Source organism: Geobacillus sp. JS12, from assembly GCF_001592395.1.
GTDB lineage: Bacteria > Bacillota > Bacilli > Bacillales > Anoxybacillaceae > Geobacillus > Geobacillus zalihae.
In genome coordinates this window covers 1,913,715-1,932,602 of record NZ_CP014749.1, presented here as the reverse complement: position 1 = coordinate 1,932,602, position 18,888 = coordinate 1,913,715, and the positions used below count along the sequence as shown (strand labels likewise).

Genomic DNA, 18,888 nt, shown 5'->3' with positions numbered 1-18,888 from the left:
GAAACGACGAAAACAGGAGGAAAGGAGGAGGGGCGCCAACGAGTTTGGCGTGGCAGAAGGGCGATGGAACAAAACGAAAGAGAAAAAAAGGGCGCCGGCGCGCTCAAGCCGGCGAAGGCGATTGTCGAAGCGCTGTTGTTTGCTGCTGGTGACGAAGGGCTGTCGCTTTCACAAATTGCCGCTGTGTTGGAAGTCAGCGAGCTAGAGGCGAAAGCGGTGATCGAGGAGCTTCAACAAGACTGCCGACGGGAAGAGCGCGGCATCCAGCTTGTCGAACTTGGCGGCGTGTTTTTGTTGGCGACAAAAAAAGAACACGCCCCCTATTTAAAGAAGTTGGTCGAAGCGCCGGGAGCATCGCCGCTGTCGCAGGCGGCGCTTGAGACGCTCGCCATTATCGCATACCGCCAACCGATTACACGCGCGGAGATTGAGGAAATTCGCGGCGTAAAAAGCGACAAGCCATTGCAGACGCTGATGGCACGGGCGCTCATTAAAGAGGTTGGACGAGCCGAAGGAACCGGGCGGCCGATTTTGTACGGGACAACCCCGGAATTTCTCGATTATTTCGGGCTAAAAACGCTCGAGGAGCTGCCGCCGCTGCCGGAATGGGCGGACGATGGCGAATCCGAGCGGGAAGCGGATTTATTTTTCGAAAAATTAGCAGAAAATTTGAGCGATGGGCAGCCGGAATATGGTAAACTAAAGAAAAATGGCTGATCGGGAAGGAGAGCGCTCATGAACGTTTGCCGCCTGTACGGTGAAGAGCTGCAAAAGTCGCAATCGAACACGTTTGAAGACTATTTCAACCGCTCGGAAGTCACGTACCGCGACGGGGGCGAAGAGCGGACGCTGTCTGTGTTGTATTTGCGCCATTTTGAGGCGGCGCTGCTTGATTGGCTGCCGTATGAAAGCGATCCACTGTTTACGGCTAATGGGCGCGACATTCATTTGCGCGACATCATTGCTCTTGTCTGTTTATGGAAAAATCCGGCGTATCGGCAGCGAAAGCGCGTCTATATTCACGATGAAGAGGAATTGCGCCGTTATTTTGCCGAGGTAGACGCCAAAACGCTGCAGGCGCTTGTCAGCGAATGGGTGGAAACCGGCGAGTGCCGCTTGCCTGAACGGTCGGCGTAACGAGAAAATGCGGTTGGCGCCGCGTTTTCTGTGCGTCCGGACAAGGAAACCGTTTGGTGCAGCCGGCAGTTTGCCAAAGTAGCCTGCCTTTTTCAGAAAAAAGGGGGGCTGACCCAAAACGCGAATATGTTTTGGGTCAGCTCGATTTTTTTGAGCGGTTTATCTATGGCTCATTTGCAGACCCGCCGCAGGGAAGCATTGCGGCGATTCTGTTCTTCCTTGCTGTCTTTTCCTATGATGACTGCCCTCGCTCCTCTATGTATGAGCGGCCGGGAATTTGGGTGAATGCGGACAAGAACGATTTCCCCATGACAGCATACGATATGGCGAACAAAACAGGAGGAGGTTTTTACCAAATGGACGATCAGGTGTTGTTCGCCCAATATGCGGCTAGGGTGAACGAATGGGGAAATCAAGTCAAGGAGACGCTCGCTTTGCGTGGGGCAAGCACGGATGGCGCTTCGTCGCTGCTCGAGTTTATTGCCGAGCATGACGGCGAGTGGACGGAAGAGGCCGTCCGCGAGCTTCAGCGCCTTGCCGATGACGTGTATGTCGGTGCGCTTCGCCAGTATGTCATGGAAGCGGCTGCGTGGGGAAGACAAGTTGAACAGGCGCTGTCTGCACGCAGGATGGCTGAGGATGTTGGGCTTTCGTCTTTGTTGGCGTACATCGATGGACACGGCGATGAATGGACCGAAGAAGCGATTTACGAGCTCCAGCGTCTTGTCGATGACGTATACACTCGGGCCGTCCGCCTGGCTGATTCGTCAGCTGCCGAGCGGGAAGAAGAGGCGACGCAAGAACAAGTCGAAGGGGAATCGGTGTCGCCTGAACTGGAGAGTGAAAACAAAGAGAACGAAGACGGATGGCTTGACACCAGCGGGACGGCAGAGCGGGTTGAGGACGGAAAAGAGCCGGCTTTTATGGCGGAGCTCTCCGACTCGCTGCCTGATATAGCTGACGGCGAGCCGGGTCAAGCGGACAACGTGACCGATGGAAAGCGACGCTGGGTGGATGCGGACGACGGCGGTGAGCCGCGTCAACAAGCAGCGCCCGGCCGTCATGTCTTGCCGCCGCTGCCGTACCGTTATGATGCACTCGAGCCGCATATTTCCGAAGAAATCATGCGCCTCCACCATACGAAGCATCATCAAAGCTATGTCGACGGTCTCAATCAGGCGGAGCGGATGATGGCCGAGGCGCGCCGGACGAACAATTTTGATCTGTTGAAACATTGGGAGCGGGAAGCGGCGTTCCACGGCTCCGGGCATTATTTGCACACTATCTTTTGGTACAACATGCATCCAGAGGGTGGCGGCGAGCCGCGCGGGGAGCTGCGGGCGCAAATCGAGCGCGATTTTGGCAGCTTTGCCGCCTTTCGCCGTCATTTCACCGAAGCGGCGAAAAGCGCCGAAGGGGTCGGCTGGGCGCTGCTCGTTTGGGCGCCGCGAGCGCACCGGTTGGAAATTTTGCAGGCGGAAAAACACCAGCTCATGGCGCAATGGGATGTGATCCCGCTTCTTGTGCTTGATGTGTGGGAGCATGCCTACTATTTGCAATACAAAAATGATCGGGCGGCGTACATCGAACATTGGTGGAACGTCGTCAACTGGCGCAACGTTGAAGAGCGCTTTCATGAGGCGCGGAAGCTTCGTTGGCAGCCGTTTTAAACGGGCGGGGGGGGAACCCCCTGCCCGTTTTTTTGGGAGAGCAGGCGCTGCGATCCATCAGGACACCTGTCCGTCTTTTCGGGGAGCGGCTTTCTCTTTGCAGGGAAATGTCATCAATGAGCCCAGCGCAAGCGCCGGAGCGGATCGTTCAGGGCTGTCTCCCCTTGCAACGGCATTTTTTCATCATATTTGTCCCATCGACGCATACACTTGTACAAAACGCGGCTTTGGGGTTCAGCCTGTTTCCGCCGCGACGTTTCTTCGGCTGCGGCCCGTTCAGCCTAATCGGAAAGGAGGAACAGGCGATTCCTCCCCGCTCCTTAAAGGAGGGGGATCCTCGCCGATATGAGATGAATAAGCAGAAGCGGCTCATTGCGCTCATTCTTGCACTCGCTGCGGGGATTATGGCATTTGTTCCAGAGCGGATGCGCGCTATGGATGGGGTGAGCGCAAAAAGCGCGATTTTGATAGAGCAGCATTCCGGGCGGGTTTTGTTTGCCAAGGATGCCTATACAAAACGGCGCATCGCCAGCATTACGAAAATTATGACCGCCATTTTGGCGATTGAATCGGGGAAGATGGACGACACGGTGACGGTCAGCGCCCGCGCTGTCCGGACCGAAGGGTCGTCAATTTACTTGCGCCAAGGGGAGAAAATCAAACTGCGCGATTTGGTATATGGGCTGATGCTTCGTTCCGGCAACGACGCGGCGGTGGCCATCGCTGAACATGTCGGCGGCAGCGTCGAAGGATTTGTTTTTTTAATGAACCAAAAAGCGGCTGAAATCGGGATGCGTGATACCAAGTTTGCCAATCCGCACGGGTTGGATGACGCGGAAAACCACTACTCAACCGCGTACGATATGGCGCTGCTCATGCAATATGCGATGAAAAACAAAGAGTTTCGGCGCATCTCGGGGACGAAAGTGTACCGCGCCCCCGCTCCGCCCGGCGAAGACGGCGCGCGTGTGTGGCGAAATAAAAACAAGTTGTTGACAAGTCTTTACGAATATTGCACCGGCGGCAAAACCGGCTATACGAAACGGGCCCATCGCACGCTCGTGACGACGGCGTCCAAAGGCGGCGTCGATTTGATCGCCGTGACGTTGGATGCACCGGACGATTGGAATGATCATATCGCTATGTACGAATATGGATTTTCTCATTATCACATCGCCAAAGTGAGCAGCGAGCGGGTGGTCGACAAAATTTCTGATCCGTTTTACCGCGGGCGGCTGCAGGCGGTCCGCGATTTGCGATATCCGGTGACCGATAAAGAGGAGAGCGGGCTGCAGGTGAAAGTGTATTTGCTGAAGCCGCGCAAAGAATGGAAAAAATACCCAGAACGGGTGCCGACAGAGGTCGGAAAGGCGGTGCTTTATTTGCATCAAAAGGCGGTTGATTCGGTGCCGCTGCTGTATGAACCGGGAAAGGAAGGAAGCGGCCGAGGGTTTTTATGGCAAGCATTTCGCTTTTTAGGTGTGAGAAGCGATGGTTAACCTCATTTGGGTGATGATGGCGGTCATTGGCATCGTCTTTGCGGCGGCCAACGGCACGATGGACGAAGTGAACAAAGCGGTGTTTGAAAGCGCCAAAGAAGCGGTGACGATCAGCATCGGCATGGTCAGCATTTTAGTGTTTTGGCTCGGGCTGATGGCGATCGCGGAACGCGCCGGCTTGCTTGACAAAGCGGCGCGCCTGTTTATGCCGCTCGTACGCCGCTTGTTTCCAGAGGTGCCGCCCGGCCATCCCGCGCTCGGCTATATCGTCTCGAATATGGTCGCCAACATGTTCGGCCTTGGCAATGCGGCGACGCCGATGGGCATAAAGGCGATGGAGCAGCTAAAAAAGCTCAACGGCGGCCGCGACGAGGCGAGCCGGTCGATGGTGACATTTTTGGCCATGAACACATCAGGCATTACGCTCATTCCGGCGACCGTCATCTCGATCCGCATGACGTACGGTTCAGCGGCGCCTGGCGAGATCATTGGGACGACGATCGTCGCCTCGACGATTTCGACGATTGGGGCGGTATTGATTGACCGGTACTATTATTGGAAACGGATGCGGAAAGGCAGGAAGCCATAATGGCCATCGTCCAACTTCTTTCTGTTTGGCTGATCCCTGCGCTCATCGCTTTTATTTTGCTTTACGGTACAGCAAAGAAAGTGCCGACGTACGAAGCGTTTGTGGAAGGCGGCAAGGAAGGGATCGAGATCGCGTTTTCGCTCATCCCGTATTTGGTCGGCATGTTGGTGTCGGTCGCCATTTTCCGAGCCTCAGGGGCGCTTGATGCCATGATGGAAGTGATCAAACCGCTGGCTGATGCCATTGGACTGCCGGCCGAAGTCGTTCCGCTTGCGGCTCTCCGCACGCTTTCCGGCACGGCGGCGCTCGGCATGACGACCGATTTGATCGCTACTTACGGCCCGGATTCGTTCATCGGGCGCCTTGCTTCTACGATCCAAGGCAGTACGGAGACGACGCTTTACGTGCTCACCGTCTATTTTGGCGCCGTCGGCGTCAAAAAAATGGGCGATGCGTTAAAAGTCGGCATTTTGGCCGACATTCTCAGCTTTATTGTTTCTGTTTTCATCGTTTTGTTTGTATTCGGGCGCTAGCGGCGCCTTTTTTCGTTCCCCTCGTCCGGCGGGTTTTTTGTTTGCAAAGGGAACGGGAAAGGTGAAAAATAAAAGTGCCGCACTTGTATCTGTTAGACGGAAAGGGTAAGATGATGAAAGAGGTGAGAGAGAATGGAACGGTTGCAAAAAGTGATCGCCCGCGCCGGCATCGCGTCAAGGCGCAAGGCGGAAGAACTCATTTTGCAAGGGCGGGTGAAAGTGAACGGCCGCGTCGTCAAGGAGCTTGGCGTCAAGGTCGGGCCGCGCGATGATGTCGAAGTCGACGGCATCCCGATCGAGCGCGAAGAGCCGGTATATTATTTGCTGTACAAGCCGCGCGGGGTGATTTCCAGCGTCAAAGATGACAGAGGCCGCAAAGTGGTGACCGATTTTTTCAAAGATCTGGACAAACGCATTTATCCGATCGGGCGGCTTGACTACGATACGTCTGGACTGCTTTTGTTGACGAATGACGGCGACTTTGCCAACCTGCTTATGCACCCGCGGTATGAAATTGAAAAAGTGTACATTGCCAAAGTGAAAGGCATTCCAACGCACGAGCAGCTGAAACGGCTCGAACAAGGAGTGCAGTTGGAAGATGGCATGACGGCGCCAGCCAAAGTGAAGCTGCTCTCCGCCGACCGGAAGAAGGGGACAGCCATTGTGGAAATCCGTATCCACGAAGGACGAAACCGGCAAGTGCGCCGCATGTTTGAGGCGATCGGCTGCGAGGTGCTGAAGCTGAAGCGGGAGCGGTACGCGTTTCTCGATTTGAAAGGGCTGCGCCCCGGCGAATACCGCGAGCTGACGCCGCATGAGGTGAAGTTGCTGCGCGTCCTTGCCCAATCCGGGGGAAGAAAATGACGAAGATTGTCACATAACGTTCATATCCTTGCGCATAAACGAGCGAGGGACTTTGCTATAATGGAAAATGGGAGATTGTGAACCGCTTGCCTCCCCCTCTAGCGTTGGCTGTGGGGGAGGAGAAACGTAAAGGGGTTTGAACGATGAAAAAACAACAGCGCTTAGTGATGAGGACAGCGATTTTGCTCGTGTTGCTCGCGGCGATCGGCTATACGATTTACACGAATTTTTTCACGGAGAAAACGGCTGTCGCTGTTGGTTCGACGGCGCCTGATTTTGTGCTGACCGATTTGAAAGGGCATGAACATCGTCTTTCAGACTATCGCGGCAAAGGCGTTTTTTTGAACTTTTGGGGAACGTGGTGCAAGCCGTGCGAGCGGGAGATGCCGTATATGAACGAGCTGTACCCGATTTACAAAAAACAAGGGGTTGAAATTTTGGCTGTCAATGTCGGTGAACCGAAGTTGAGCGTTGAAAAATTCGCGGAACGGTTCGGCCTGACATTTCCGATTGTGATCGACCGTCAAGATCAAGTATTGAACGCCTATAACGTCGGGCCGCTGCCGACAACGTTTTTGATTGACAAAAACGGCGAAGTAAAACAAATCATTACCGGAACGATGACGAAAGAAGACATCGAACGGCATCTAGAAAGCATCAAACCGTAAGGAGTTTTGCGCCATGGAACACGTCAAATGCGAATGCGGCCATGTCAATCCGCACGGCACGGCGTTTTGTGAGTCGTGCGGCAAGCCGCTTGCCGATTTGGGAGAAAAACTGATTTTGGACATGCGCTACGAAGGAAGCGCGCGCCGATCGCAAACGTACAAAAAAACGATGATCGACCAAATTTGGGCGTTTTTCTCGTCGGTCAAAGTCGGGGTGGCGCTCATCGTCATCACGCTCATCGCTTCGGCGATCGGCACGATTTTCCCTCAGCAAATGTATATTCCGCCGAACGTTGATCCGGCGGAGTATTATAAGCAGCAGTACGGCTGGGCAGGGAAGCTGTATTATGAGCTCGGCTTTAACAACTTGTACGGCTCATGGTGGTACATTTTGCTCATCGCCTTAATCGGCGTTTCGCTTGTCATTTGCAGCTTGGACCGGGTCGTTCCGCTTTACCGCGCCTTGAAGCGGCAAGGGGTGAAGCGCCATCCGCGCTTTTTAGAGCGGCAGCGGTTGTTTGGCGTCTCGCATGTGAGCGATCTCGACAAGACGATGGTGGTGTTGAAAGAACGGCTGGCTGCGCGGCGCTACCATGTCCGTGAGGAAGACGGGCATTTGCTCGCTGAAAAAGGGCGGTTTTCCCGCTGGGGCCGTACGTCAATCATATCGGCCTCATCATTTTCTTGATCGGGGCGATGCTTCGTTCCGTTCCCGGCATGTACATCGATCGGGTGATGTGGATTCCGGAAGGGGAGACGAAAGAAATTCCTGGGACGAACGGCCGCTACTTTTTAAAGAGTGAAAAATTTATTTTTGAAACATATGAGAAAGGCAAAGACAACGAAGTGTTCAACGCTGCCATCGACCGCGTCGGCAACGGGATGATCGCCAAAAATTATCAAACAAACGTCGTGTTGTATAAGCGCGTCGGTCCTGTGATCCCTGGCGCCAAGCCGAAGCTTGAAAAAGTGAAGGAGTATCCGATTCGCGTCAACGAGCCGCTGGAGTTCGACCATTATTCGCTCTACCAAGTCGATTTCCGCTTGAATGAGCCGAAAGCGATGTCATTTCAGTTGGCGGACAAGCAGTCGGGGAAAACGTTCGGTACAGTGACGGTCGACTTGTATGATCCGAAAGAGTCGTACAATCTCGGACATGGGTATCGCGTTGAGCTATTAAGCTATTTCCCTGATTTTGAGTTTGATGAAGACGGCAATCCGTCAACGAAGTCGCGCGTGCCGAACAATCCGGCGTTCGTGTTCAAAATGTACGCGCCGGACCGGCCGAAAGGGGAAGTGAGTTTCGTCGCCATCCGGCAAACGATCGAACCGTTTGGCAACAACAAATACAAAATGGCGTTCGCAGGGCTTCAAACCCGCAATGTCTCCGGTTTGACCGTCCGCCGCGACTTTACGCTTTGGATTTTAGGGGTAGGCGGCGCGATTTTCATGATCGGGCTCATCCAAGGGATGTATTGGAACCACCGCCGCATTTGGGTGCAGCGGGTAAACGGTGAGCTATGGATTGCCGCGCACACGAATAAAAACTGGTTCGGCTTGAAAAACGAGCTGCGCCGTTTGCTTGACGGCACCGGCGTCATGATGCCGGCTGATCAGCTCGAAAACGACAAAAAAGCCGGACAAGGGGACAAGTACATGGACATGGCACAGCTTAGCAGCACGTTGCTCTATATCGCGTTCGTTCTATATTTAATCGGCACGTTCTTTTTTGGCGGCGCCATTCGCGACAAGCGAAAAGAACGGCAAGAGAAGGACCGTTGGTCGCAGCTCGGCATCTCCGTGACGATCATCGGCTTTCTCGCCCAAGTCGGCTATTTTGTGACGCGCTGGATCGCTGCCGGGCACGCGCCCGTGAGCAACTTGTTCGAGTTTACGACCTTTTTCGGCATGATGCTGGTTGCTGCTTTCATTATTATTTATTTCATTTACCGGCTGAGTGTGCTCGGCTTGTTTGCGCTGCCGGTCGCGTTGCTTGTGATTGCTTACGCAAGCATGTTTCCGCGGGAAATTTCGCCGCTCATTCCCGCCTTGCAAAGCGATTGGCTGCACATCCATGTGACGACGGCGGCGGCTGGTGAAGCGATTTTGGCCATCAGCTTTGTCGCTGGGCTCATCTATTTGATTCGCGTCGTCGATCAATCGAAGCCGTCGAAACGGACGTTTTGGCTCGAAGTGGTCATGTTTTGCTTAATTACCACGCTCGGCTTTGTCATCGTTTCGACAGCGTTCGGTCTTTCTGGGTATGAAGCGAAGTTCACGTGGGTTGATAAAAACGGCCAGGCGGCCGAAGCCGAGTACCATATGCCGGCGCTTGTCGGGCCGCATAAAGGAGAGCTGGTGAAAGAAAGCGCCGGCCGCATGGAGCCGCTTGTTGAGATGCCGGCGATCATCAATGCAAGAAAGCTCAATACGGTCATCTGGTCGCTCATGGCCGGTGCGGTGCTGTATGCCGCTTTTCGTCTTGTGCTGCGCAAGCGCATCGCCGCCGCGCTCAAGCCGCTTGTGAAAAACGTCAACTTGGATTTGACCGATGAAATCGGCTACCGGGCGGTGGCGATCGGGTTTCCGGTGTTTACGCTCGGGGCGCTCATTTTCGCGATGATTTGGGCGCAAATCGCCTGGACGCGCTTTTGGGCTGGGACCCGAAGGAAGTGTGGGCGCTCATTACGTGGCTGTTTTACGCCGCTTTTTTGCACCTCCGGCTGTCAAAAGGCTGGCATGGGGAAAAGTCGGCATGGCTCGCCGTCATCGGCTTTGCCATTATTATGTTTAACTTAGTGGCGGTCAACCTCGTCATTGCGGGATTGCACTCGTACGCCGGAACATAATGGAAAACAACCGGATGCTCTGTTGGCTAGCATCCGGTTTTTCGGTAAACTAGAAAATAGGGAGTGTTTCCATTGATGATGGGAGGGTGCAAAGCATTGGAAAAACAAGAAAAAACCATCCGTATTTTAGTGGTTGACGATGAAGAGCGCATCCGGCGGCTCTTGAAAATGTATTTGGAGCGGGAAAACTATGTGATCGATGAGGCCGGCGACGGCAATGAAGCGTTGGAGAAGGCGTTGACGAATGATTATGACGTCATTTTGCTCGATCTGATGCTGCCGGGCAAAGACGGCATTGACGTCTGCAAAGAAATTCGCGAGCAAAAAACGACGCCGATCATTATGCTGACGGCCAAAGGCGAGGAGTCGAACCGCGTGCAAGGATTTGAAGTCGGCACGGATGATTACATCGTCAAGCCGTTCAGTCCGCGCGAAGTCGTGCTGCGCGTAAAAGCGTTGTTGCGCCGCGCGGCCAACGCCCCCTACGCGCCGGTGGAGACGACGGCGAAAGACGTGCTTGTGTTTCCGCATTTGACGATTGACAACGATGCCCACCGGGTGACGGTCGACGGCAAGGAAGTCAGCTTAACGCCGAAAGAATATGAGCTGCTTCTCTTTTTGGCCCGCTCGCCCGACAAAGTGTTCGACCGCGAACAGCTGTTGAAGGAAGTATGGCATTACGAATTTTTCGGCGACTTGCGCACGGTCGACACCCACATTAAACGGTTGCGCGAAAAGTTGAATAAAGCGTCGCCGCAGGCGGGAAAAATGATCGTCACCGTCTGGGGCGTCGGCTACAAGTTTGAGGCAGTGAACGACTGATGTGGCTGTTTCGCAGCGTCGTCGGCAAGCTTTGGTTTACGATTTTGCTGCTTGTGGCATGCGTGCTTTTCATTTTAAGCATTTTGCTCATCAAGTTTTTCGAGGATTATTATGTCCAGGAAGCGGAAAACGACTTGACCCGCCTGGCGACAAAAGTGGCCGAGGTGATGCACGATTACCGCGACGAGCAGCTCGCCCGTTCGATCGCCTGGACGCTGGTGGACAATCGCACGAAGGCGGTCATCGTCGCTGACGAGTCGCACTATTGGTATTCACCCGATGGCGCTGACTTGCATGACGTGCCGCTGTCGTTCATCCGCCAAGATGCCGATTTGCGCCGCGTCTTCACCGATCGGACGACGGTGAAAAAACGTCTGTATGCGCCGGAGTGGCAGCACAATGAAGAGCTGCCTTACGACATGATTATCGTCGGCGTGCCGCTATCAATGCCGGACGGCAGCCGCGGCGCTGTTTTCATTTACCAGTCGCTTGAGGCGATCGCCGATGCAACGGAGCATACGAAAGAGCTCATTTTTCTTGCCGCCTTTATCGCCATTATCATGACGACGTTTTTTGCCTTTTTCTTGTCGACGCGCATCACCGCCCCGCTTCGGAAAATGCGGCAAGCCGCGTTCGAAATGGCGCGGGGCCATTTCGATATGAAAGTGCCGATTTTAACGAACGATGAGATCGGTGGGCTGGCGATGGCGTTTAATCAAATGGGACGGCGGCTCCAATTTAACATCAACGCGCTGAACCAGGAAAAAGAACAGCTCGCCAGCATTTTAAGCAGCATGGCCGATGGCGTCTTGACGTTTAACCGCGACGGGGAAATTTTGATTACGAACCCGCCGGCTGAGCGGTTTTTGCAGGCGTGGTATTTTGAGCAAGGAAACGACGCGGAAGCGATGGCGCCGTTGCCGCCGCAAGTGAAAGAGCTGTTCGCCCGCGTCGTTCGCGAGGAGAAGGAGCAATCGACCGAAGTGACGCTGCAGGGGCGGACGTGGGTCATTTTAATGACGCCGCTGTACGGCAAAACGATGGTGCGCGGCGCGGTGGCTGTTTTGCGCGACATGACCGAAGAGCGGCGGCTTGACAAGCTGCGCAAAGACTTTATCGCCAACGTTTCGCACGAATTGCGCACGCCGATTGCCATGCTTCAAGGCTACAGCGAGGCGATCATCGACGATATCGCGGCAAGCGAAGACGAGAAAAAAGAGATGGCGAAAGTCATTTATGACGAGTCGCTGCGCATGGGCCGCCTTGTTAACGATTTGCTTGACTTGGCGCGCATGGAAGCTGGGCATATCGAGCTGCACTATGAACAGGTGAAGCTCGCTCCGTATATTGAGCGGGTGATCCGCAAGTTTCACGGGCTGGCGAGAGAAAAAGGGATCGAGCTGGAGGCCGAATTCCGCGATGGCGACATGGACATCGCGTTTGATCCCGATCGGATTGAGCAAGTGCTGACCAACTTGATCGATAACGCCATCCGTCATACAGAATCAGGCGGCGCGGTCCGCTTGATCGCTGAACGAAGCGGCGACGGCGTGACGATCCATGTCCAAGATTCGGGCTCCGGCATCCCGGAAGAAGACTTGCCGTTTGTGTTCGAGCGGTTTTACAAAGCGGATAAAGCGCGCACGCGCGGCCGTTCCGGAACGGGATTGGGCCTTGCCATCGCCAAAAACATCGTCGAAGCGCATAAAGGGCTCATCACCGTCCACAGCAAACTGAACGAAGGAACGACGTTTTCGTTTTATTTGCCGGCCCGCGGGCCGAAAGGAGCGTAGCGCCGTTTGGAAGAGCGGGGAAGCCACGGCTTCCCTGCTTCTTTCATGCTTAAGCGAACTGGTTGACGGATTTGTTTTAGTGGTATAGACAACTAGAATATATAATGTTATAATGAGATACAGAAAGTGGGGAATCGCGATGAAGCGGTGGATATTGAAAAATGCCGCGGTGTATGCAGAAACAGGAAACATTGAACAAGGGTATGTGCTGATCGAAGGGGAAAAAGTGGCCGCGATCGGGCCGATGTCGTCGTGCCCAACTGATGCAGGGGCGGAAGTGATCGAGCTTTCCTCACGGTTTTCCATCGTGCCGGGATTCATCGATGTCCATATTCATGGGGCGGCTGGGGCGGATGTCATGGATGCGACCCCGGAGGCGCTTGACAAGATGGCCAACGCCTTGCCGGCGGAAGGGACGACGAGCTTTTTGGCGACGACGATGACAGCGCCAAGCGAACAAATCGAAGCCGCGCTTCGCAACGTCGCTCGCTATATGGCGGAGGCGAACAGGCCGGGAGCCGCCGAAGTGCTCGGTGTTCATCTGGAAGGACCGTTTTTGTCGCCGAAGCGCGCCGGGGCGCAGCACCCGCGCCATCTCGCCGATCCGGACATCTCACTGTTCCAACACTGGCAAAAGACGGCAGGCGGCCACATCCGCCTTGTCACGCTTGCCCCGGAGCGGAACGGGGGCTGGAACTTGCCTCCTACTTGAAACAGACGGGTGTGATCGCTTCGATCGGCCATTCCGATGCCGTTTACGACGAAGTAAAAGCAGCGGTCCATGCAGGGGTGACGCATGCGACCCACCTGTTCAATGGGATGCGCGGCATCCATCACCGTGAACCGGGTGTCGCCGGTGCGGTGCTTATGTTTGAAGAAGTCATGTGCGAGCTGATCGCCGATGGGCTGCACGTCGCGCCGCCGATGGTCCGCTTCGCTTACCGGAATAAAGGAAGCGATGGGCTTATCTTAATCACCGACGCCATGCGGGCGAAATGTCTAGGTGATGGGCGATATGAACTTGGCGGCCAAGAGGTGACTGTTCGGGGCCAAGAGGCGCGGCTTGCCGATGGCACGCTGGCGGGAAGCGTGCTCAAGCTTGGCGAGGCCATCCGCCGTGTGCTCGATTATACTGGCTGCACGCTTGAAGAGGTGATCCGCATGGCGAGCTGGAATCCGGCGAAACAGCTTGGCGTGCTTGATCGGAAAGGCAGCTTGCGGCCCGGCAAAGACGCCGATGTCGTCGTGTTGAATGAACGATATGAAGTCATGATGACGTTTTGCCGCGGCGCCCTTGCCTATCGCAAGCAGGATGAAAGGGGTGAAGAGCGATGGCTTTGAAGCTTTTGAAAGCTGCTGACTACGCAGAGATGAGCCGCCAAGCGGCGGACATCATCATCAAACAAGTCAAGGAAAAGCCGAACGCCGTTCTCGGCTTGGCGACCGGCTCGACGATGCTCGGCGTGTACCGCGAATTGGCCGCCGATCATCGGCAGCATGGGACATCGTATCGGCTCGTGCGCACGGTCAATTTGGATGAGTATGTCGGGCTCGGTCCGGATCATCCGAACAGTTATCGCCATTATATGAATGAGCATTTGTTTTCAAAGCTTGACATCCCGCTTCACGAGACGCATGTGCCGAACGGCTTGGCCGCTGATCTTGACGAAGAATGCCGCCGCTACGAACGGCTCATCGATGAAGTGGGCGGCATCGATTTGCAGCTCTTGGGCATCGGCCGCAACGGCCATATCGGGTTCAACGAGCCTGGGACGCCGTTTTCGACAGCCACCCACGTCGTCGAGCTGACCGAGCTGACACGGGAAGCGAACGCCCGCTTTTTCCCATCGCTTGATGACGTGCCGCGCTATGCCATTACGATGGGGATTGCGACCATTTTGCGCAGCCGCCGCATCGTGCTGTTGGCGTCAGGGGAGGAAAAAGCGGAGGCCATGGCCCGGCTTCTCGAAGGCGTTGTCACACCGGACTTGCCGGCTTCAGCGCTTCACCTTCATCCGGACGTGACGATCATCGCCGACCGAGAGGCGCTCTCGCTCATCCCAAAGGAAAAGCAGTGGGTGGATGCGCCGTGATCGATAAACAGTCGCCGATTCCGATTTACTATCAGCTCGAGCAATATATAAAAGAAAAGATTGAAAAAGGAGAATGGCAGCCGGGCGAGATAATCCCGTCTGAGCGCGAGTTGGCGGAAATGTATGACATCAGCCGAATGACCGTTCGGCAGGCGGTCAACAATTTAGTGAACGATGGCTATCTCATCCGCCGGCGCGGGAAGGGGACGTTTGTCGCCGCCCAAAAAATCGAGCAGCCGCTGAAAGGGCTGACGAGCTTTTCCGAAGATATGCGGGCGCGTGGCTTGGAGCCGGGCACGATCGTCCTCAGCTTTGAGACGGTTCCGGCTTCCGAGAAGCTCGCTGAAGGACTTGGCGTCACGGAAGGCGATGACCTTTACGAAGTCCGCCGCCTTCGGTTGGCCGACGGCTTGCCGATGGCGTTGGAGACGCTGTACATTCCTGTCCATCTTGTTCCCGGGCTGACGCGTGATGTTGTAAGCGGTTCCGTCTATGAATTTATCGAAAAAGAAAAAGGTCTGGTCATCGGCTCTGCAGTTCAAACATTGGAAGCCTCGGTCGCCCGCCAGGTGGAGGCGGAGCATCTGAAGATGAAAGAAGGGGCTCCGGTGCTGTTGCTTGAGCGGCGCACGCACCTTGTCGACGGTCGGCCGCTTGAAGTCGTCAAATCGGTGTACCGCGGCGACCGGTACAAATTTATGATTGAGATGAAAAGGGGAGGATCATGATGTTAGGGTTTTTGCAACGGCTAGGAAAAGCGTTAATGTTGCCGATTGCCGTATTGCCGGCGGCGGGATTGCTGCTTCGGCTTGGCCAGCCTGATTTATTGAATATTCCGTTTATCGCCGCCGCGGGCGATGCGGTATTTTCCAACTTAGCGTTGATTTTCGCCATCGGCGTGGCGATCGGTTTTGCGAAAGACGGCAACGGTGCGGCGGCGCTTGCTGGGGCGATCGGCTACTTTGTCTTGACAAAAGGGGCCGCCGCGATTGATAAAGACATCAATATGTCTGTGTTGGGCGGCATCATCTCCGGAGTGATCGCCGGGCTTTTATACAATCGCTATCATGATATCAAGTTGCCCGACTGGCTAGGCTTCTTCGGCGGACGGCGGTTTGTGCCGATCGTGACATCGCTTGTCATGCTCGTGCTTGCCTTGATTTTTGGCTATGTATGGCCGCCGATTCAAGATGGCATCAACGCGGTCGGCCATTGGATCGTTGGCGCCGGGGCGGTTGGCGTCGGCATTTTCGGGTTCCTCAACCGGCTGCTCATTCCAGTCGGATTGCACCATGTGGTGAACTACCCACCACCTACGCTTCGCTTAGAGGTGGGGGCTTCAAGCGACTTGTGTGTGTTCGCTGAACGGTAAGCCACACACAAGAACCCTTTACGCTTCCCTTCGTTCCGAAGGTGTCCGTTCTAGCCATATTCTATCATATTCGTTGGCTAACGCCAACCGAAATTCATCTCCCACTTTCACTGGTGCTGGCGCACCTTCACGTTTAGAAGTAGGAGACTTCTTTCGGAGGGAAGTTAAAACAATCGATTCAAGCGTCAGAAGGCAGGGTGATCGTCGCGGAAGTCATCGGGGAATTTGCGCCGCTGTATCCGGCGGTCACCAACGCCGAACTGGCCGCGGCGTTTGGGGCGGATTTGCTGTTGTTGAATTTTACCTGATCTTTTTGCGGCTCACGAACAAAGACTCCCGTCTAAGCGGGGAACTGTAGTCGCTTGTAAGGCCTGACGCCGTCATAAAAGGCGTTGGGTCTTTCGTTTTTTGCCGACGATGAAACATTTTTTCGATCGCGACGTATTACAGAATGAGGGTACGGCGCCTTGTTAAGGCAAAACGCCGTTCATCCGCCAATAGGTGGGCACCGATAAAACGTGGAAGGAGCCGGAGGAACATGAGCATGTTTGGAAAAGTCGCCGCCGATGTGCTTGGGCTAAGCGACATCGGCTCGGTTATTCAGCCGAAAGACTACGACAAAGTGGATGCCGATGATTATGTGATGCACGAGGATGGAGAAAAAATCTATTTTCTCATCAAGTCGAAATCCGATGAATATTGCTTCACCAACCGCGCGCTCATTCATTTGGACGGCACGAGCGCCGCGAGCAAAAAACGGACGCTGCGCCGCTACGATTACTACAAGCATCCGATTTCCGACGTGTCGCTTGAGACGGCCGGGACGGTCGATTTGGACGCGGAAATTAAATTTAAAATTGGATCACATTCCTACTCCATTGATGTGCATAAAAAGCATATTGAGGAACTGAAAGATTTGTATAAATCGCTGCTGGCGATCGCGGACATTTGCCATGAAAACGAAACGAAGTTCAACTATGCGGAGCGGAGTTTGGAACTGGCGGCCAAGGTGTTGGCCAACATGCGCGGTGACGGCGCCAATGTGTCGGCGGATTTTCAAGCCGTGAATGAATACGCTTTTCGCTGGCTGACGGAAGCGAAAAAGAACTATACGGTGAAGGATTTCGGCTTTGTGTTTGACAAATATATTCAACAGTGACGAGATGAAGGTTGTATCGGGGAAAGACGCCGTGCCAGAGGCGAGGTATCTTTCCTTAACCCGTGGTGCTAGATAAACTTGAGCAAGCATAAAAATAGCCCTTGCTGGCGGATCTCCTGTAGAATGAAAGTGCGACCTGCCATTCGAAAGGAGAATCCCCATGCAAGAGCACTTTCATTTTACTACAGATCGAGCCAAGATTCAAAAGCAATATGCCGCCATTTTCGTTTTTGTTTCTGCTCAACTTTCATGCATTCAGGTGCATCTTCACCGTCGAAATCGCCATTTGGTAAAGCAAGAGGACGCTGTCATCATCGCCATTCATCTTTTAGGAAAGCTGCTCGGTTTTACATCCGAACGGGCATGGCATCGTTTTGTCACGGGAAATTTGTTCACAAACGGCTCGTTTCTTGAACGCTCCCGATACAACCGCCGTTGCCGGGCGCTTGGTTTCGCCATCAAATGGATCCGTCATGAGCTGGCAAAACGCGGTCAACATCATGCCTATGCCGTCGTTGACAGCTTGCCGCTCCCGTTGTGCCATACGGCAAGAATGCATCGCGTCAAACAATTTCAAGAGATGGCAGACATCGGATATTGCGCTTCCAAAAAGCAATGGTACTACGGATTGAAGCTGCACCTTCAAGTGACTGATCAAGGGCTGCCGATGGGATATGTTATCACCGAAGCGTCTTGTCACGACCGGGTGGCCGCTGAAACCGTCATGACGCAAATTCCACATCCGTATAACTTCGGTGACAAAGGGTATATCAGCCAAACGCTGCGAAAGAAGCTGTACGAAGAGCACCGAGTCGCGTTTTGGACGCCCGTCCGAAACAATCAGCGAATTCGCCAATCGGATGCATGGAAACAATGGATGAAGCGAAAACGTAAAGTGGTGGAAACCGTGTTTTCGATTTTAGTCGATTCGTATCGGATCACCAAGATTCGCGCGAACTCGGTTTCTGGATTTGAAACGGCACTGGATGGTATTTTACTGGCTTACTCACTTGTTGTTCTCGGGCTAGTTGAGCGCTAGCGCTCAACTAGCACCACGGGTTTAAGGTATATAAGCTGTAATAAAGAATTTCCACGGTTTTGTATTAATGTTCAAGCCAGTATATAATGCGAGTATGCCGAGAGTCTGGTGGATAAACACTTTTTTGAATTAAGTGTTTTAAGACACAGAAGGAATATTAAAATATAGGTTTGGAAATTTTTAATTTACACTCTATTTTTACCGCGTTATCAATTATAAGAAGAAGTTAAATTCTGAATATATATAAAAAGATATGTATTGCATGATGTTTAGTTACCCGTGGTGCTAGATAAAATCAGACGAGCATAAAAATAGTCCTTGTATGAAAATCTCCTTTTAAAATGAAAGTGCTCACCTAACATTAGAAAGGAGAAATATCCCATACAAGAGCGTCTTCATTTTACAACGGATCAAGCGGAAATTCAAAAGCAATATACGGCGATCTTGTTCTTGGTATCAGCGCAACTGTCTGGCGGCTCTAAATGTATTGTAGCGCTGAAATCGTCATTTGTTAAAGCAAGGAAATGGGTCATAATCGCCATTCATATTCTTGGAAAGTTGTTTTGTTTTACTTCGGAACGAGCAGGGTATCAGTATGTCATTGGAAACTTATTCACTAGGGAGATGTTCCCTGAACGCTCTCGATATAACTGTTGTTGTCGGTTGCTCCGTTTTTCCGTTAAATAGAGTTTTTCTAATAGATCCGTCACCAACTAGCGAGGCACGGACAACATCATGCCTATGCTGTTGTGGAGATCTTGTCCCTCTTGCGCTGTGTCATCACGTGAGGCGTTAATGTTC

The 18,888-nt window shown here is 53.7% G+C and carries 14 protein-coding genes and 6 pseudogenes; all 20 read left to right on the top strand.

Annotation, left to right across the window (positions count from 1 at the left end):
- Window positions 1–63: 63 nt before the first annotated feature.
- Window positions 64–717 carry an SMC-Scp complex subunit ScpB gene (scpB, locus tag A0V43_RS09390; protein ID WP_033005253.1) on the top strand — a complete coding sequence of 218 codons (654 nt, stop codon included), beginning with the start codon at window positions 64–66 and terminating at the stop codon, window positions 715–717.
- A gap of 18 nt (window positions 718–735) precedes the next feature.
- On the top strand, window positions 736–1,137 hold the full coding sequence (locus A0V43_RS09385) for a hypothetical protein (protein WP_020754622.1): 402 nt from the start codon (window positions 736–738) through the stop codon (window positions 1,135–1,137).
- 356 nt (window positions 1,138–1,493) lie between these two features.
- Window positions 1,494–2,807, top strand: a complete 1,314-nt coding sequence (locus A0V43_RS09380; RefSeq protein WP_063193848.1) for a superoxide dismutase — start codon at window positions 1,494–1,496, stop codon at window positions 2,805–2,807.
- A gap of 350 nt (window positions 2,808–3,157) precedes the next feature.
- Window positions 3,158–4,306, top strand: coding sequence for a D-alanyl-D-alanine carboxypeptidase family protein (locus A0V43_RS09375; RefSeq protein WP_063193847.1), 1,149 nt, complete (start codon window positions 3,158–3,160; stop codon window positions 4,304–4,306).
- Entirely contained in the window at window positions 4,299–4,895 is a 597-nt protein-coding gene (locus tag A0V43_RS09370; protein ID WP_012820700.1) for a nucleoside recognition domain-containing protein, read from the top strand. The genes A0V43_RS09375 and A0V43_RS09370 overlap by 8 nt, the downstream gene beginning before the upstream one ends.
- Window positions 4,895–5,428, top strand: coding sequence for a spore maturation protein (locus A0V43_RS09365; protein WP_011231766.1), 534 nt, complete (start codon window positions 4,895–4,897; stop codon window positions 5,426–5,428). The genes A0V43_RS09370 and A0V43_RS09365 overlap by 1 nt, the downstream gene beginning before the upstream one ends.
- Before the next feature lie 132 nt (window positions 5,429–5,560).
- Window positions 5,561–6,292 carry a pseudouridine synthase gene (locus tag A0V43_RS09360; protein WP_011231765.1) on the top strand — a complete coding sequence of 244 codons (732 nt, stop codon included), beginning with the start codon at window positions 5,561–5,563 and terminating at the stop codon, window positions 6,290–6,292.
- Window positions 6,293–6,435: 143 nt separating this feature from the next.
- Window positions 6,436–6,960, top strand: a complete 525-nt coding sequence (gene resA / locus A0V43_RS09355) for a thiol-disulfide oxidoreductase ResA (RefSeq protein WP_011231764.1) — start codon at window positions 6,436–6,438, stop codon at window positions 6,958–6,960.
- Window positions 6,961–6,973: 13 nt separating this feature from the next.
- A pseudogene (locus A0V43_RS09350) lies at window positions 6,974–8,607 on the top strand (cytochrome c biogenesis protein ResB); the annotation flags it as partial.
- Between the two features lie 15 nt (window positions 8,608–8,622).
- Window positions 8,623–9,809, top strand: a pseudogene (gene ccsB, locus A0V43_RS09345) (c-type cytochrome biogenesis protein CcsB).
- 75 nt (window positions 9,810–9,884) lie between these two features.
- On the top strand, window positions 9,885–10,631 hold the full coding sequence (locus tag A0V43_RS09340; RefSeq protein ID WP_063192978.1) for a response regulator transcription factor: 747 nt from the start codon (window positions 9,885–9,887) through the stop codon (window positions 10,629–10,631).
- Window positions 10,631–12,424, top strand: a complete 1,794-nt coding sequence (locus A0V43_RS09335) for an ATP-binding protein (protein ID WP_063192977.1) — start codon at window positions 10,631–10,633, stop codon at window positions 12,422–12,424. Before A0V43_RS09340 ends, A0V43_RS09335 begins: the two co-directional genes overlap by 1 nt.
- 139 nt (window positions 12,425–12,563) lie before the next feature.
- Window positions 12,564–13,765, top strand: a pseudogene (gene nagA, locus A0V43_RS09330) (N-acetylglucosamine-6-phosphate deacetylase).
- Window positions 13,756–14,517: a glucosamine-6-phosphate deaminase gene (nagB, locus tag A0V43_RS09325; protein WP_063192976.1), complete on the top strand. Its 762-nt coding sequence runs from the start codon at window positions 13,756–13,758 to the stop codon at window positions 14,515–14,517. Before nagA ends, nagB begins: the two are co-directional and overlap by 10 nt.
- The gene (locus A0V43_RS09320; protein WP_063193846.1) at window positions 14,514–15,245 is read left to right on the top strand and encodes a GntR family transcriptional regulator; all 732 of its coding nucleotides are present in this window, start codon (window positions 14,514–14,516) and stop codon (window positions 15,243–15,245) included. The genes nagB and A0V43_RS09320 overlap by 4 nt, the downstream gene beginning before the upstream one ends.
- Window positions 15,245–15,820, top strand: a pseudogene (locus A0V43_RS09315) (PTS transporter subunit EIIC); the annotation flags it as partial. The gene A0V43_RS09320 and the pseudogene A0V43_RS09315, both read left to right, overlap by 1 nt.
- Window positions 15,821–16,044: 224 nt before the next feature.
- A pseudogene (locus A0V43_RS19035) lies at window positions 16,045–16,191 on the top strand (DUF7916 family protein); the annotation flags it as partial.
- A gap of 242 nt (window positions 16,192–16,433) precedes the next feature.
- On the top strand, window positions 16,434–17,048 hold the full coding sequence (locus A0V43_RS09310) for a PH domain-containing protein (RefSeq protein ID WP_063193845.1): 615 nt from the start codon (window positions 16,434–16,436) through the stop codon (window positions 17,046–17,048).
- A gap of 160 nt (window positions 17,049–17,208) precedes the next feature.
- Complete coding sequence (locus tag A0V43_RS09305; protein ID WP_015375299.1) at window positions 17,209–18,087, top strand: IS982 family transposase; 879 nt, start codon at window positions 17,209–17,211, stop codon at window positions 18,085–18,087.
- Between the two features lie 381 nt (window positions 18,088–18,468).
- Window positions 18,469–18,877: pseudogene (locus A0V43_RS21015) on the top strand (IS982 family transposase); the annotation flags it as partial.
- Window positions 18,878–18,888: the final 11 nt, after the last annotated feature.

Excerpts from the sequence above, each read along its gene's own strand:
- scpB (WP_033005253.1), top strand. The coding sequence starts at position 64 with ATGGAACAAAACGAAAGAGAAAAAAAGGGCGCCGGCGCGCTCAAGCCG.
- A0V43_RS09375 (WP_063193847.1), top strand. The coding sequence starts at position 3,158 with ATGAATAAGCAGAAGCGGCTCATTGCGCTCATTCTTGCACTCGCTGCG.
- A0V43_RS09310 (WP_063193845.1), top strand. The coding sequence starts at position 16,434 with ATGTTTGGAAAAGTCGCCGCCGATGTGCTTGGGCTAAGCGACATCGGC.
- A0V43_RS09360 (WP_011231765.1), top strand. The coding sequence starts at position 5,561 with ATGGAACGGTTGCAAAAAGTGATCGCCCGCGCCGGCATCGCGTCAAGG.
- A0V43_RS09385 (WP_020754622.1), top strand. The coding sequence starts at position 736 with ATGAACGTTTGCCGCCTGTACGGTGAAGAGCTGCAAAAGTCGCAATCG.
- A0V43_RS09370 (WP_012820700.1), top strand. The coding sequence starts at position 4,299 with ATGGTTAACCTCATTTGGGTGATGATGGCGGTCATTGGCATCGTCTTT.
- nagB (WP_063192976.1), top strand. The coding sequence starts at position 13,756 with ATGGCTTTGAAGCTTTTGAAAGCTGCTGACTACGCAGAGATGAGCCGC.
- A0V43_RS09335 (WP_063192977.1), top strand. The coding sequence starts at position 10,631 with ATGTGGCTGTTTCGCAGCGTCGTCGGCAAGCTTTGGTTTACGATTTTG.
- A0V43_RS09305 (WP_015375299.1), top strand. The coding sequence starts at position 17,209 with ATGCAAGAGCACTTTCATTTTACTACAGATCGAGCCAAGATTCAAAAG.
- A0V43_RS09365 (WP_011231766.1), top strand. The coding sequence starts at position 4,895 with ATGGCCATCGTCCAACTTCTTTCTGTTTGGCTGATCCCTGCGCTCATC.
- A0V43_RS09340 (WP_063192978.1), top strand. The coding sequence starts at position 9,885 with ATGATGGGAGGGTGCAAAGCATTGGAAAAACAAGAAAAAACCATCCGT.
- resA (WP_011231764.1), top strand. The coding sequence starts at position 6,436 with ATGAAAAAACAACAGCGCTTAGTGATGAGGACAGCGATTTTGCTCGTG.
- A0V43_RS09380 (WP_063193848.1), top strand. The coding sequence starts at position 1,494 with ATGGACGATCAGGTGTTGTTCGCCCAATATGCGGCTAGGGTGAACGAA.